General features: G+C 71.0%; 15 protein-coding genes. 9 read left to right on the forward strand and 6 right to left on the reverse strand.

The features are described 5' to 3' along the window. Window positions 1-52: 52 nt before the first annotated feature. The 3 genes from ABCS02_RS14595 to moaA form a co-directional block, all read right to left on the reverse strand. Window positions 53-388, reverse strand: coding sequence for a hypothetical protein (locus tag ABCS02_RS14595; protein ID WP_345836393.1), 336 nt, complete (start codon window positions 386-388; stop codon window positions 53-55). A 1,242-nt stretch (window positions 389-1,630) separates the two neighbouring features. Beyond that, the gene (locus ABCS02_RS14600) at window positions 1,631-1,882 is read right to left on the reverse strand and encodes a MoaD/ThiS family protein (protein ID WP_345836394.1); all 252 of its coding nucleotides are present in this window, start codon (window positions 1,880-1,882) and stop codon (window positions 1,631-1,633) included. Further along, complete coding sequence (gene moaA, locus ABCS02_RS14605; RefSeq protein WP_345836395.1) at window positions 1,875-2,957, reverse strand: GTP 3',8-cyclase MoaA; 1,083 nt, start codon at window positions 2,955-2,957, stop codon at window positions 1,875-1,877. Before moaA ends, ABCS02_RS14600 begins: the two co-directional genes overlap by 8 nt. Before the next feature lie 61 nt (window positions 2,958-3,018). On the opposite strand from moaA, the gene ABCS02_RS14610 reads away from it, so the two are divergent. The 6 genes from ABCS02_RS14610 (at window position 3,019) to ABCS02_RS14635 (ending at window position 8,721) form a co-directional block, all read left to right on the forward strand. Beyond that, window positions 3,019-3,612: a sulfite oxidase-like oxidoreductase gene (locus tag ABCS02_RS14610; protein ID WP_345836396.1), complete on the forward strand. Its 594-nt coding sequence runs from the start codon at window positions 3,019-3,021 to the stop codon at window positions 3,610-3,612. Further along, on the forward strand, window positions 3,609-4,361 hold the full coding sequence (locus tag ABCS02_RS14615; RefSeq protein WP_345836397.1) for a ferredoxin reductase: 753 nt from the start codon (window positions 3,609-3,611) through the stop codon (window positions 4,359-4,361). The genes ABCS02_RS14610 and ABCS02_RS14615 overlap by 4 nt, the downstream gene beginning before the upstream one ends. A gap of 5 nt (window positions 4,362-4,366) precedes the next feature. Continuing rightward, complete coding sequence (locus ABCS02_RS14620; protein ID WP_345837319.1) at window positions 4,367-4,621, forward strand: DUF6510 family protein; 255 nt, start codon at window positions 4,367-4,369, stop codon at window positions 4,619-4,621. Window positions 4,622-4,664: 43 nt separating this feature from the next. Further along, window positions 4,665-6,158: an SDR family NAD(P)-dependent oxidoreductase gene (locus ABCS02_RS14625; protein WP_345836398.1), complete on the forward strand. Its 1,494-nt coding sequence runs from the start codon at window positions 4,665-4,667 to the stop codon at window positions 6,156-6,158. Window positions 6,159-6,264: 106 nt separating this feature from the next. After that, entirely contained in the window at window positions 6,265-8,262 is a 1,998-nt protein-coding gene (locus ABCS02_RS14630; RefSeq protein WP_345836399.1) for an amino acid transporter, read from the forward strand. A 45-nt stretch (window positions 8,263-8,307) separates the two neighbouring features. Then, a complete protein-coding gene (locus tag ABCS02_RS14635; protein ID WP_345836400.1) occupies window positions 8,308-8,721 on the forward strand; it encodes a DUF1622 domain-containing protein in 414 nt (137 codons plus the stop codon). 3 nt (window positions 8,722-8,724) lie between these two features. Here the strand turns inward: ABCS02_RS14635 and ABCS02_RS14640 are convergent, their stop codons facing one another. After that, entirely contained in the window at window positions 8,725-9,111 is a 387-nt protein-coding gene (locus ABCS02_RS14640; protein ID WP_345836401.1) for a DUF5997 family protein, read from the reverse strand. Window positions 9,112-9,164: 53 nt separating this feature from the next. Here ABCS02_RS14640 and ABCS02_RS14645 point away from each other — a divergent pair, with 53 nt between their 5' ends. After that, window positions 9,165-9,854 (forward strand): LysR family substrate-binding domain-containing protein, encoded by a 690-nt coding sequence (locus ABCS02_RS14645; RefSeq protein ID WP_345836402.1) that lies wholly within the window; start codon window positions 9,165-9,167, stop codon window positions 9,852-9,854. Window positions 9,855-9,945: 91 nt separating this feature from the next. Beyond that, complete coding sequence (locus ABCS02_RS14650) at window positions 9,946-11,256, forward strand: alpha-hydroxy-acid oxidizing protein (protein WP_345836403.1); 1,311 nt, start codon at window positions 9,946-9,948, stop codon at window positions 11,254-11,256. On the opposite strand, the gene ABCS02_RS14655 is transcribed toward ABCS02_RS14650, so the two are convergent. Then, on the reverse strand, window positions 11,253-11,660 hold the full coding sequence (locus tag ABCS02_RS14655) for a hypothetical protein (RefSeq protein ID WP_345836404.1): 408 nt from the start codon (window positions 11,658-11,660) through the stop codon (window positions 11,253-11,255). The two genes, ABCS02_RS14650 and ABCS02_RS14655, sit on opposite strands and share 4 nt — an antisense overlap. Before the next feature lie 138 nt (window positions 11,661-11,798). On the opposite strand from ABCS02_RS14655, the gene ABCS02_RS14660 reads away from it, so the two are divergent. Then, complete coding sequence (locus tag ABCS02_RS14660; RefSeq protein ID WP_345836405.1) at window positions 11,799-13,091, forward strand: alpha/beta hydrolase-fold protein; 1,293 nt, start codon at window positions 11,799-11,801, stop codon at window positions 13,089-13,091. An 8-nt stretch (window positions 13,092-13,099) separates the two neighbouring features. Here ABCS02_RS14660 and ABCS02_RS14665 read toward each other — a convergent pair whose 3' ends face one another. Beyond that, on the reverse strand, window positions 13,100-14,026 hold the full coding sequence (locus ABCS02_RS14665) for an NADP-dependent oxidoreductase (RefSeq protein ID WP_345836406.1): 927 nt from the start codon (window positions 14,024-14,026) through the stop codon (window positions 13,100-13,102). Window positions 14,027-14,069: the final 43 nt, after the last annotated feature.

The following is a 14,069-nucleotide window of genomic DNA, read 5'->3' on the forward strand; positions in this document are numbered from 1 at the left end:
GTGTTCGGCGCTGCGATAACGCACATTCGGCACGAATCTCGTGCCGCGGGACCTACGAGCCGAGCTTCATCCCCGCGGTGGAGTAGCCGCTGTCGGGGTTCGCCGACGGCCGCGGCTCGCCGAACGCCGGGTTGGGCTTGCCCGGGAGGCTCTCCGGCGCGACCCGTGCCCGCGCCGCTCCGACGATCGCGACGACGCACGCCGCCAGCAGCACGACCCCCGCGACCACCAGCGCCAGGCCGAACACCGCCCCGCGGGTCAGCAGGACGACGCCGAACGGCAGTGTCAGCCAGGTCCCGATCGCGGTGAGCACGGCCGCGACCACGAGCGCGGCGAACCTCCCCTGCCGTCGCCGTACGGCCTCCAGGTCCCGCAGATGCACGCTCATGGTGTCCCCCTTCGCCGCAGCCCCGTTCGCTGAAGCTTAGCCGCCGAGATACAGCGAGGAGATCCCCAACACTAGGAAGGAGGATTTCCCACTCGCCTCGTTCGGAAGCGGCGAGGGATCCGCCGAGGGGCTGTGTGGACCTTGGATACGAACAGAAGCCCGATAAGTGGACTCGCAAAAACCCCTATCAGTACGCCGTAGAGCGTTTGCTGGTTGGAGCGCCCTTGGACGGCTACTTGATCCTCGAAAGCCCACATTGCACTGCGAAGAGTGACTGTTGGCTGCGCATATTCGTCAGCCTCACGATCACAGCCCTCAGTTCGAATCTCACCGAGTTGAAACTGGTACTCGCGATTAGTGAGACCTATGTAGTTCCAATTTCCAGGGTGTCGAACCCGATAGCAGCGCGCTCCCCGGACCTCACGCCCCGGCACCAGGGCCGTGACGGCCGGAGTGAGTATGTTGCGTGACGTTTGAGCTTCGAGAGGAAACGGTTCCTGGTCCAGCATCTTGGCCATTGCGCGGTAACCGTTCTCGGAGTCAAGTTCGGCTGCATATCGGCCGTCCGCCGGACGTCGACATTCAATACCGCTCAGAGCGTCAGTCGTTTCGTATGGAATGAATGCCCCACTGGCGTCGACCGTTCCGGCAGTCCCCTTGGAAGGGCGAAGCGTGACATCTGACGCATTGAACACTGCGACTCCGCGCCATCCGTCTGCCGCCCACGGCATCTTCGCTTCGATGGTCTTGTGCATTTCAGCGTCAATTTTCGAGGGTCGAAGCGACTGTCCGTAACGATAAAGCGGTGCGGACGCGTCGGATTTGTCTGAGATGCTGCTTTGCGTTGGGCTGCAGAACCAGGAACGCTCCGCCTCGGTTGAATCGAACAGCACGGCTACCCGCCACAACCCGGTTGCGTCACCAATTGTGCCGACCCGCACTGAGAACCAGTCTTGGCGGGGAGCCTCGACCTCATAGTCAATGCGTGCCTCGGTTACAGGCGCGCCGTCATACCGGTACAACACGACACCAAAACCCGAGCCGGCAGGCGGAGTCGGCTTGACCAGTGCGGGAGCAAACAGACTAACGGCGTCTAGAACCGTGAACACGACAATGCCCGCCACGCATATCGACCATCCGACCAAGGCGCGGCCGGTTAGATTGTTAGATCTTAATTTCACACCTAAATCTAACTTCACCTGCACGGGCGGTCCGCAGCTTAGCGGAGCGCCTGCCGCGGAATCAGCCGCCGGCGAAGGGGGGCAGCACGTCGACGCGCTCGCCGATCGCGGCGTCAGGGTCGCGCGACACGACGCCGTCGACCAGGAAGGACCCGTTGCGCAGCACCAGCCGCATGGCCTCCCCGTAACGCGCGTCCAACAGCTCGCGGAGGGCGCCGACGGTCGGCGTGTCGAGCGAGACCCGCTCCTCCTCGCGTCCCGCGGCCTCCTCGGCGGCCGCGAAGTAGCGCACGAGGACACTGCGCTCAGCCACCGATCGCCCCCATACTCCTCACCGGCGGCACGAAGCCCGCGGCGTCCATCCCGTGCCCGGACTGCTTGCCCCACATCGCGCCGCGCCACCAGCGGGCCAGCTCGGCGTCGTCCGCGCCGCCGCGCAGCAACCCGCGCAGGTCGGTCTCGTCGTCTCCGAACAGGCACGAGCGCACCGTGCCCTCGGCGGTGATCCTGGTGCGGTCGCAGGCCGAGCAGAACGAGCGGGTCACCGAGGCGATGATGCCGACCGTGGCGGGGCTGCCGTCGACCAGCCACTCCTCGGCGGGGGACGACGGGTCGTCCGGGCGGCCGGCCTCCACCAGGTCGAACCGGGTGCGGAGGACGGCGAGCAGCTCCTCGGCGGACACCATGTTGTCGCGCAGCCAGGTGTGGTCGGCGTCGAGCGGCATCTGCTCGATGAAGCGCAGCCGGCAGCTGTTCTCCAGCGCCCAGGCGAGGAGGTCGGGGGCGCCGGCGAGGGTCTGGCGCATCATCACGGCGTTCAGCTTGAGCGGCGTCAGCCCGGCGGCGTGCGCGGCGGCGATCCCGGCGAACACGGCGGGCAGCCGGTCGCGGCGGGTGAGCGCGGCGAAGTGCTCGCGGTCGACGGTGTCCAGCGAGATGTTCACCCGGGTCAGCCCGGCGGCGACCAGCTCGCGCACGCGGTGGTCGAGGCCGATGCCGTTGGTCGTGATGCTGAGGTCGATGCCGGGGGCCGCGGCGGCCGAGAGCCCGATGATCTCGGCGAGGTCGGCGCGCATCAGCGGCTCGCCTCCGGTGAAGCGCACCTCGCGGATGCCGAGGTCGCGCACGCCGATCCCCACCAGCCGGGCGATCTCCGCCGGGGTCAGCAGGTCCTCGCGCGGGATGGCGGGCAGGCCCTCCGCGGGCATGCAGTAGGTGCAGCGCAGCGAGCACTTCTCGGTCACCGAGACGCGCAGATCGCGGGCGACACGGCCGAACCGGTCGATGAGGCCGGGAACGCGCGGGCGACCGGCGAGGCTGGGCGCGGCAGCGCTCGGCTCATCCCGCAGCGACGCGCTGCGCGGGAGTCCGAGATTGACCGCGGCCATGACCTCACCCTAGACCGACCGGCCATAGACCGGCGCACCGTGACGGGAATAAGCTCCGCGCATGGGAATCATCTCGTCCGGCTTCCTCGGCCGGCGCAGAACCGAGGACCCGCGCCTCCCACCGGGGCAGTACGTCACGGAGGGCTTCCCCGTGCTGTCCGCCGGGCCGACCCCGCGCGTGGCGAAGGAGGACTGGGCGTTCACCATCACGACCGAGAAGGGCGTGGTGCACCGCTGGAGCTGGGACGAGTTCCTGGCCCTCCCGCAGGCCGACGTCGCCACCGACATCCACTGCGTCACGAGCTGGTCGAAGCTCGGGACGTCGTGGCGCGGCGTGGCGCTCGACACGCTGTTCGAGAAGGTCGACACAGACTACGAGTACACGATGGCGCACTCCTACGGCGGCTACACGACGAACGTGCCGCTGAAGGACCTCCTCGACGGCAAGGCCTGGGTGGCGCACACGTTCGACGGCGCCGACCTCCCGCCCGAGCACGGCGGCCCCGCGCGCCTGCTGGTGCCGCACCTGTACTTCTGGAAGAGCGCCAAGTGGGTCAGCGGGCTGGAGATGCTGCCGCAGGACCAGCCCGGCTTCTGGGAGCAGAACGGCTACAACCTGTACGGGGACCCCTGGAAGGAAGAGCGCTACTGGTGAGCACCGCGTGGCGGGTGGCGGAGGTCGTGGCCGCGCACGAGGAGACCGCGACGGCCCGCACGATCCGGCTGCGCATCCCGGGGCTGGCCGGGCACCTCGCCGGTCAGCACGTGGACGTGCGGCTGACCGCGCCGGACGGCTACCAGGCCGTGCGCTCGTACTCGATCGCGTCGGCCTCCGGCGCGGGCGGACTGGCGCCGGACGAGTTCGAGCTGACGGTGGAGGAGCTGCCCGACGGCGAGGTCTCGCCGTACCTCGTCCACGGCCTCGCGGTCGGCGACCAGCTGGAGGTGCGCGGTCCGGTCGGCGGCTGGTTCGTCTGGCGGGCGGGCGACGACGGGCCGGTGCAGCTGATCGCGGGAGGCTCCGGCGTCGTGCCGCTGATGTCGATGGCCCGCGCGCACGCGGCCGCGGCGAGCGCCGCACCCTTCCGGCTGCTCTACTCCGCCCGCACGCCGATGTCGGTCTACTACCGCGACGAGCTGATGGCGCTCGGCGAGGAGACCGCGCCGCTGCACGTCGATTACGTCTACACGCGCGAGGCGCCGGCCGGCTGGCCGGTCGCGGCGGGACGGCTGACGGCGGAGGGGCTCGGCGCGCTCGTCCTGCCCGCCGCGGACGCCCCGAGGTTCTACCTGTGCGGGTCCACCCCGTTCGTCGAGGCCGTCTCGGGCTGGCTGGTCGACGCCGGGCACGACCCCGACCGCATCCGCACCGAGCGCTACGGCGGGATCGGAGGCGCAGCGTGAGCGACATGGACTACCTGGACGGCAACGCCGCGGCAGGACTCCTCTCGGAGGTCTTCGCGGTCGACGTGACCGTGGCGCGCGGCAAGTGCGCGCACTGCGGGAACGTGTCGGTGATCGCGCAGGCGCACCTCTGGCCCGACGACCACGGGATGGTGCTGCGCTGCCGGATCTGCAGCGACGTCATCGCGATGGCCACCGAGCGCGACGGCAAGCTGTGCCTCGACCTGCGGGGGCTGGACTGGCTCGAACTGGAGGTGTAGCACCCTCAGCGGGCGGTCATCCGATCCCCAGTACAATCGTCCGGTGCCAGAATCACCTGCGAGCCTCGACCCCGACGACCTCGCGACCACACTCCGCGTCCTCGCGCAGCTCCACGAGCTCGACCAGGAGCACCCCGACTTCGTCTCGGTCCGCCGCGCGACCGCGCACATGTTCAAGGCCGTCAAGCAGGCCAGGCGGCGCGAGCTGCGGGAGGCCGAGCTCGCCGCCGACCGCGCCGTGATCGCGGCGACCGCCACCGGCGCGCCCGACCGCATCGACGACGAGACCCGCGGTCGCGACCTGACCTCCCCCACCACCGGTTCCGCGACGGCCGGCACGCTGATCAACTCGCAGGCCTGCTACATCTGCAAGCAGCACTACACCGAGGTGGACTGGTTCTACCACCAGCTCTGCCCGTCCTGCGCCGCCTTCAGCCACGCCAAGCGCACCGCGCGCACCGACCTGACCGGCAAGCGCGCGCTGCTCACCGGAGGCCGCGCCAAGATCGGCATGCACATCGCGCTGCGCCTGCTGCGCGACGGCGCCGACCTCACCATCACCACGCGCTTCCCGCGCGACGCGGTGCGCCGGTTCTCCCAGCTGCCCGACGCGAAGGACTGGCTGCACCGCCTCCGCGTCGTCGGCATCGACCTCCGCGACCCGGCCCAGGTGATCGGCCTCGCCGACTCCGTCGCCTCCCGCGGCCCGTTGCACGTGCTCATCAACAACGCCGCGCAGACCGTGCGCCGCTCCCCCGGCGCGTACTCGCTGCTGGCCGAGGCCGAGTCGCACCCGCTGCCCGACGGCCCGCTGCCCGAGCTGGAGACCTTCGGCCACACCGCCGACCCGCACCCGCAGGCGCTGGAGGCCTCCGTCGCCGCGCACCCGCTGCTGTCGTCGGCGAACGTCCACGGCACCGTCGCCGAGCTCGTCGGCGCCGCGGCCCTCACCGCGAACGACCTCGCCTCGGCCGCGATGGCCGCAGGCTCGTCGTCGCTGGAGCGTCACCACGACGGCACCGCGATCGACGCGGGCGGGCTGGTGCCCGACGTCCAGCGCGTGAACACCTGGACCAGGGCCGTCGGCGGCATCGACCCGCTGGAGCTGCTGGAGGTGCAGCTCTGCAACACGACGGCCCCGTTCATCCTGATCGACCGCCTCCGTCCGTCGCTCGCCGCCGCGGGCCGCTCGTACGTGGTGAACGTCTCGGCGATGGAGGGCGTCTTCGGCCGCCGCTACAAGGGCGCCGGTCACCCGCACACGAACATGGCGAAGGCCGCGCTCAACATGCTCACCCGCACGAGCTCGCTGGAGATGTTCGAGACGGACAACATCCTGATGACGAGCGTCGACACCGGCTGGATCACCGACGAGCGCCCGCATTACACCAAGGTCCGCCTCGCCGAGGAGGGCTTCCACGCCCCGCTCGACCTGGTCGACGGCGCCGCGCGGGTCTACGACCCGGTCGTGCGCGGCGAGGCCGGGGAGGACCTGCACGGAGTGTTCTTGAAGGACTACCGCCCCTCCGCCTGGTGACCTCACCGAAACGGCGGAAAGTCGGGCCTAGAGTGCCGAGACGGCGGATTATCCGCCGCCTCGTTCGCCTATTAGACTGACGCTCGCATTGAACGAAGGGCAGCCGATGTCGAGCACCATCCCGTCGCCCAAGGAGCCCGTCCCGATCCCCGGGCAGGCGCATCCCCTCGCTGCGGCGCCACACGGCGGCCGGTTCAAGCACTGGCTGCTGCGCGGCATGGTGGACGAGCGCGGCACCCAGCAGGGCCCGCACGGCCAGAACCCCGAGCGCACGCACTCGTGGTGGCAGGTCATGTGCCTCACCGGTGTCGACTACTTCTCCACGCTCGGCTACCAGCCCGCCATCGCAGCCCTGGCGGCCGGGCTGGTCTCGCCGTTCGCGACGCTCGTGCTCGTCGCCCTGACGCTGCTTGGCGCCCTCCCGGTCTACCGCCGGGTGGCGCGCGAGAGCTTCCGCGGCTCCGGCTCGATCGCGATGCTGGAGCGGTTCCTGCCCTGGTGGGCCGGCAAGCTGTTCGTCCTCGTGCTGCTCGGGTTCGCCGCGACGGACTTCATGATCACGATCACGCTGTCCGCGGCCGACGCGACCGCGCACGCGATCGAGAACCCGTTCGCGCCCTCCTGGTTCCACGGCAACAACGTCATCATCACGCTGGTGCTCCTGGCTCTGCTCGGCGCGGTCTTCCTCAAGGGCTTCCGGGAGGCCATCGGTATCGCCGTCGTGCTCGTCGGCGTGTACCTGGCGCTCAACGTCGTCGTGGTGACGACCTCCATCATCGAGGTGTTCCAGCACCCGACGGCCGTCACCGACTGGTGGGACGCCCTCTTCGTCTCGCACGGCAACCCCCTGCTCATCGTCGGCGTGGCGCTGCTGGTGTTCCCGAAGCTTGCGCTGGGCCTCTCCGGCTTCGAGACCGGCGTCGCCGTCATGCCGCAGATCAAGGGCAAGCCGGACGACGACCCGAACTACCCGACCGGCCGCATCCGCGGCGCCGGCCGCCTGCTCACGACGGCCGCGCTCATCATGAGCGCCTTCCTCATCACGTCGAGCTTCACGACCACGCTGCTGATCCCGCAGAAGGACTTCCAGGCCGGCGGCCCCGCCAACGGCCGCGCGCTGGCGTACCTGGCGCACGAGTACCTCGGCAACGCCTTCGGCACCGTCTACGACATCAGCACCATCCTCATCCTGTGGTTCGCGGGCGCCTCGGCGATGGCCGGCCTCCTCAACCTGGTGCCGCGCTACCTCCCCCGCTACGGGATGGCGCCGCAGTGGGCGCGCGCGGTGCGGCCGCTCGTGCTGGTGTTCACCGCGATCGCGTTCCTGATCACGGTGATCTTCGACGCGAACGTCGACGCGCAGGGCGGCGCGTACGCCACCGGCGTGCTGGTGCTGATCACCTCCGCGTCACTCGCGGTGAGCCTGTCCGCCTGGCGCAAGAAGCAGCCGAAGCGCACCGTCGTGTTCGCGATCATCACGGCGATCTTCGTCTACACGACCATCGACAACATCATCGAGCGCCCAGACGGCCTCCGCATCGCGACGCTGTTCATCATCGGCATCCTGATCGTGTCGATCGTGTCGCGCATCGGGCGGTCGTTCCAGGTGCGCGCGACGAGCGTCACCTTCGACGTGTCGGCGCTGGACTTCATCCTGGAGGACGCCGAGGAGGGCGAGATCCGGATCATCTCGCACGAGCCCGACGTGGACACCACGAAGGAATACGAGGAGAAGAACAAGGACGAGCGCCGCTTCAGCCACATCCCGCAGCGCTCGCGGACCATCTTCCTGGAAGTGATGAAGTCCGACTCCTCCGACTTCGAGGAGGACCTGGTCGTGCACGGCGTCGTCAAGTACGGCTACCGCGTGCTGCGGGTGAAGAGCGGCAACGTGCCGAACACCATCGCGGCCATCCTGCTGGAGATGCGCGACATCACCGGGGTGGTGCCGACCATCTACTTCGAGTGGACGGAAGGCAACCCGATCTCGAACATGTTCCGCTATCTCATCACCGGCGTGGGCGAGGTCGCCCCGGTGACCCGTGAGGTCTTGCGCGAGGCCGAGAAGGACGTCAAGCGGAGGCCGGCCGTCCACGTGGCCTGAGCGCGCCCTCTCTCCACTGCTGCGGCGCTGTGGCACCATGTGCGCATGGACACCCACGCGGTCTTCGAGGCGGTCGGGGTCGCCTTCGAATTCGCGGGCGTCGCCGCCCTCGCGGTCGGCTTCGTCGTGGCCCTCGTGATCGCGGTGGCGGTGTGGGCGCGCACACGCAGCGGGGCCGACGCCTTCCGCACGCTGCGGGAGGCCTTCGGCGGCGTCATCCTGCTCGGCCTCGAACTGCTGGTGGCCGCCGACCTCGTCAAGACCGTGACATCCAGCCCCACCCTCACCGACGCGGTGGTGCTCGGCATCATCGTGCTCATCCGCACCATCCTGAGCTTCTCGCTGCAGGTGGAGATCGACGGCGTCGCTCCCTGGCGCCGGGCGTTCGTCACCGGGCCGGAGGTGCTGGCGCACGCCGTCAAGAAGGCCGGCTCGCTGGGGACGCCGGACCAGCCGTAGGGCTCAGTCGCGCTCGGCGCGCGCCGCCCGCTCGGCGTTGCGCTGCTTTACGCGCGCGTTCTCGGCGTGGACCTGCGCCTGCGTGGCGCGCTCGGCGACCAGCCACTCCGGCTTCTGCTCCAGCAGCGCCTTGATCTCAGCGGTGGTGAGCGGCTCGGTGACGCCGGCGCGGGCCAGCCCCGAGTTGCTCACGCCGAGCTTGTGGGCGACGACGTCGCGCGGGTGCGGGCCGTCGGCACGGAGGGCGACCAGCCAGGCGGGCGGGTTCGCGGTCAGCTCGTCCAGCTCGGTGCGGCTGATCTCGCGGTCGCGGAACTCCTCCGGGGCCGCCGACAGCAGGATGCCGAGCTTCTTGGCCGCGGTGGCCGCCTTCATGGTCTGGGGCTTCATGCCTTCAAGGGTATCGTCCGCGGGCCATCCGGCCGGACGGTAGCCTGGCGTGCATGGCCTCCCGCTTCGCCCTCGCCTTCCCGCTCGGTGTCACGATCGGCAAGTGGACCCGCGCCTTCGCTGAGCGGCAGCCTGACGTGGAGCTGGTGGTGCGGCCGTCGGCGGACCCGCTGGCCGCGCTGGCGGCGGGCGAGGCCGACATGGCGTTCGCCCGCGACGCCCCGGCCGACGACGACCGGCACCTCATCCCGCTCTACACCGAGGACGTCGTGGTCGTGATGCACCACGAGCACCTGCTGACGCTGGAGGAGAAGCTGCACCTGGCCGACCTCGACGGCGAGCCGCGGGTCGGCGGGGAGCCGTCGGAGGCGTTCATGCGCAGCGTGGCCGAGGGCGACGGGATCGCCCTGCTGCCCGCCTCGGTGGCGAAGGCCCTGCGCCGCAAGGACGTCACCGCGATGCGGCTGGAGGACGGGCCGACCTCCCAGGTCGCCCTCACCTGGCCGCGGGAGGGGCAGCATCCCCTCGTGGACGAGTTCATCGGGATCGTGCGGGGACGCTCGGCGCACAGCTCGCGCAACCCGGAGGTGGCGGCGACGGAGGCCGAGCGCTCCGCCCGGGACGCCAAGGCCGCCAAGGCGGCGAAGATCGCCGCCACGCAGTCCGCACGCGCCGCCAAGCACGCCAAGCGCGCCGCCGCCGCCAAGCGCTCCACCGGAAAACGGCCGCGCCCCAAGCGCTGACCGCGCAGCTACCTGACAGGACACGCCGTCTCGCCGCCGCGCGAGACGGCGTGTCCTGTCAGATGGATGGGGTGCGGGGCAGAATGGGCGGATGACGGCGAGCATCGCGACGAGCATCGGCCGGACGGCGCAGAGCGTCGTGTACCGCGCGGGCGTGAGCGGGCGGCGGCCGGCCGTCCCGGTCGCGTTCCCCGAGCTGGAGCGTGCGGCGCGCCGGCGGATGTCGCGCGCGGCCTTCGCGTACATCGCGGGCTCCGCGGGGCTGGAGCGCACCGACCGGGCCGACACCGAGGCGTTCGCGCGGCGCCGGATCGTGCCGAGGGTGCTGCGGGACGTCTCGACACGGGACCTCTCGATCGAACTGTTCGGCCGCCGCCTGCCCACTCCCCTGCTGCTGGCGCCGATCGGCGTCCTGGAGCTCGCCCGCCGCGACGGGGACCTGGCCGCCGCGCGCGCCGCCGCCGCGCACGGCATCCCTGCGGTGCTGTCCACCCAGGCCTCGGCGCCGATGGAGGCCGTCGCAGCCGCGATGGAGGACGTCCGGCCGGGCGCCGCGCGCTGGTTCCAGCTCTACTGGAGCTCGTCGCGCGACCTGGTCGCAAGCCTGGTGGCGCGGGCGGAGGCGAGCGGCTGCGAGACGATCGTGGTCACCCTGGACACCCATGTGCTCGGCTGGCGCCCCCGGGACCTCGACCTCGGCTACCTCCCGTTCAGCCGCGGCCTCGGCATCGCCCAGTACACCAGCGACCCGGTCTTCCGCCGGCTGGTGCGCGAGCGGATGGCGGGTGCGGGCCCCCGCGAGCGCACCGCGATCACCCCGGCTGCGGTCGCCTCCTTCGCGAGCATCCTGCGCCACCATCCCGGCGACCTGCGCGAGAACCTGCGCTCCGGCGAGCCGCTCGCGGCGGTCGAGACGTTCCTCGACGTGTTCGCCGACCCGTCGCTCGGCTGGGACGACCTGGCGTTCCTGCGCGAGCACACCAGCCTCCCGATCGTCCTCAAGGGCATCCTGCACCCGGACGACGCCCGTCGTGCCGTCGACGCGGGCGTGGACGCCGTGCAGGTGTCCACGCACGGCGGCCGGCAGATCGACGGCGAGGTCGCGGCGCTCGACGCGCTGCCCGGCGTCGTGGACGCGGTCGCCGGCCGCCTCCCCGTGCTGTTCGACAGCGGGATCCGCGGCGGCGCGGACGCCGTGATCGCGCTCGCCCTCGGCGCCAGGGCCGTCGCGGTCGGGAGGCCGTACGCATACGCGCTCGCCCTGGCCGGCGAGCGCGGCGTGAGGGAGCTGCTCCGCAACCTCCTGGCCGAGCTCGACATCACGCTCGGACTCTCCGGCGTCGCCAAGGTCGCCGACCTCGACCGCTCCGTGCTGGCTACGCCACAGCCCCGTACCGGCTAGGCGACAGCCCGGGCGATGAGCGACAGCAGCGCCTGCGCGTAGGCGGACGCGGCGTCCTCCTCCTCGAAGAAGCGCTCCACGCCCTCCAGCTCCAGCGTGACCCGGTAGCCGTCGGCCGTGCGCGCCAGGTGGCGGAAGGAGCCGCCCAGCAGCTCCCGCAGCTGGTCCTCGCGCGGGATCCAGAGCGCGTCCTCGACGGCGAGCGAGTCCAGCGCCCACTCGGTGGTGCCGTTGAAGCCGAGGATGGTGCCGGTGTCGAAGTGGTGCGGCTCGATCGTCATCTCGCTCACGGTGAAGCGCTCGCCCGCCATCCCCGGCCGGTCGATGGCGAAGGTGTCCCCCGACTCCGGCTGCCAGCGCAGGCCGGCGGCGCGAAGCAGTCGCGCGGTGTCCTCGTCGATCATGGCCGCTCCTCTCGCCGTGACGGCTCACCCCCAGTTCGGGGGAACGGCCCGAGAATACGCCCCGGTCCCGGGGTCTCGTTCACCGTTCGTTCGATTGTCAGCCATAGATTGCTCGTATGGGAATCCCGCCGGCGCGCCGTGTTTGACGCACTGCTCTCGATCGACGTGCTCGGCGGCCCCGTCCCGATCCTGGTGTTCGCCGCCTCCGCTGCGCTGCTGGCCGCCCTGCTGGCGCGCCGTCCGTCGCTCGCGCTGCTGCGCCGCCTCGGCCTGGCCGGCGCGATCGGCCTCCTCGGCGCGGTGATCACCTGGCTCGTGTGCATCCGCTGGCTGAACCTGTTCGGCGAGTCCCTGGGCGCGGGCAACTACCTCTGGGTCGCAGCGCTGTTCTGCGGGGTGGCGCTCTGCGTGGCGAGCATCGGCCGCGCCCCGCGCTGGCGCACAGCCGTTGCCATCGTCGCCGTGCCCGCCTTCGTCCTCGCTGCGGCCTTGGGCATCAACCTCAACTACGGTCTCGACCGCACGGTCGGCAACGTCCTCGCGATCACGATCCCGAACCCGATCAAGTCCAAGCCGCTCGCCCACCAGAGCACGGCCTACGACGTCGCGCTCTGGAAGGACTGGAAGGCGCCGGCCGACATGCCGCTCAAGGGCAAGACCGGCACGGCGCACATCGCGGGGACGATCAGCGGGTTCCACGCCAGGGAGGCCGGCGTCTACCTGCCTCCCGCCGCCCTGGTGGCGCACCCGCCCGCGCTGCCGCTCGTCGTGATGATGATGGGCCAGCCCGGCAACCCGGACCCGGAGCCGATCGCCTCGGTGCTGAACGTGCTCGCCGCCCAGCATCACGGCCTCGCGCCCGTCGTCGTCGTGGCCGACCAGCTCGGCGCCGGGATGCCGGACACACTCTGCCTGGACACGCCGCGGTACGGCAACGTGGCGACCTACATCACGCGGGACGTGACCGACTGGGCGACCCGGCACCTCCCGATCACGCACGACCACCGGTTCTGGTCCATCGCCGGGTACTCGAACGGCGGCCTGTGCGGGCTGTCGTTCGGCATCGACCATCCCGAGCTGTTCTCGAACGTGCTCGACATCTCCGGCGAGGAGTTCCCCGGCGCCGAGCATCCCGCCGCCACGCTGAGCGAGGTCTTCCACGGCGACCAGGCCGCCTACGACCATGCGAAGCCGCTCAACCGGCTCGCGCCCGGGGCGTTCCCCGGCAACATGATCTTCACCGCCTGCCGCGACGATCCGGGCTACCACCGCGTGGCCGAGGTGGAACTGCGGGCCGCGCAGCGCGCCGGGGTGGCCAGCACGTTCATCGACCTCCCGACCGGAGGCCACGGCATGGGCGCGCTGATGGGCGGGCTGAACGGCGGCCTCCCCTTGCTGTTCGCCACGCTGGGGCTGCAGAAGCCGGGCTGAGGCCGCGCTCAGTCGGTGACGATCACGATCTTGCCGCGCACGTGGCCGGTCTCCAGCCGCCCGTACGCCTCGGCGGTGCGCTCGATCGGGAAGATCGAGTCGATCGGCAGGACCAGCTCGTTCTGCGCGAGGAGGTCGGCGAGCTCCGCCAGCTCGGCGTTGCCCGCCGTGCGTCCCCCGACGGTGCGCGCTCCGCGGGCCGCCGGGCCGAACGCGGCGATCGTGTTGATCCGCTCCGGAGGCACACCGAGCTCGATCGCGGCGTCGATGGTGTCCGGCCCGTGGTTGTCGAGGACCGCCGTCACGCGCTGCCCGTCGTCCAGGACCTCCCGCACCCGGTCGGCCAGACCGTCCCCGTACGCGACGGGGATGATGCCCAGCGTCTCCAGGAACTCGTGGTTCTCCTCGCTCGCCGTGCCGACGACCGTGGCGCCGCACCGGATCGCGAGCTGCGCTGCGAGCACCCCGACCCCGCCGGCCGCCGCGCTCACCAGCACGGTGTCGGCCTCGCCGAGGTCGAGGGAGGCCGCGGTCGCCATCGCCGTGCGCCCGACCACGCCGAGCGATCCGGCCACCTCGAAGGTGAGCGGGTCGGGCTTCTCGACGATCTGGCCGTCCTCGGCGACGACGACGAAGTCCGCGAGCGCGGCGAACGGAGCGGTGCCGAGCACGGCCTGGCCGAGCCCGAAGCGCACGGCGCCCTCACCACGCTCCTCCACGAAGCCGGCGAAGTCCTGGCCCATCCCGCTCGGCAGGGTCACGCCCATCCGGGCGGCCGCCTTCTCGCTGCGGTACGCCTTGTAGTCCATCGGGTTGAGGCCCGCGGCCATCACGCGCACCAGCACCTGTCCCGGCCCCGGCCACGGGCGCTCCCGCCCGACGAGGTGGAGGAAGTCGCGCGAGCCGAACTCCTCCAGCTGGACGAATCTGGGCACCGTCGGGCTCCTTCCGCTCATACGGTGGAGCCTAACCCCGCTC

It is taken from the genome of Microbacterium sp. X-17 (assembly GCF_039615055.1).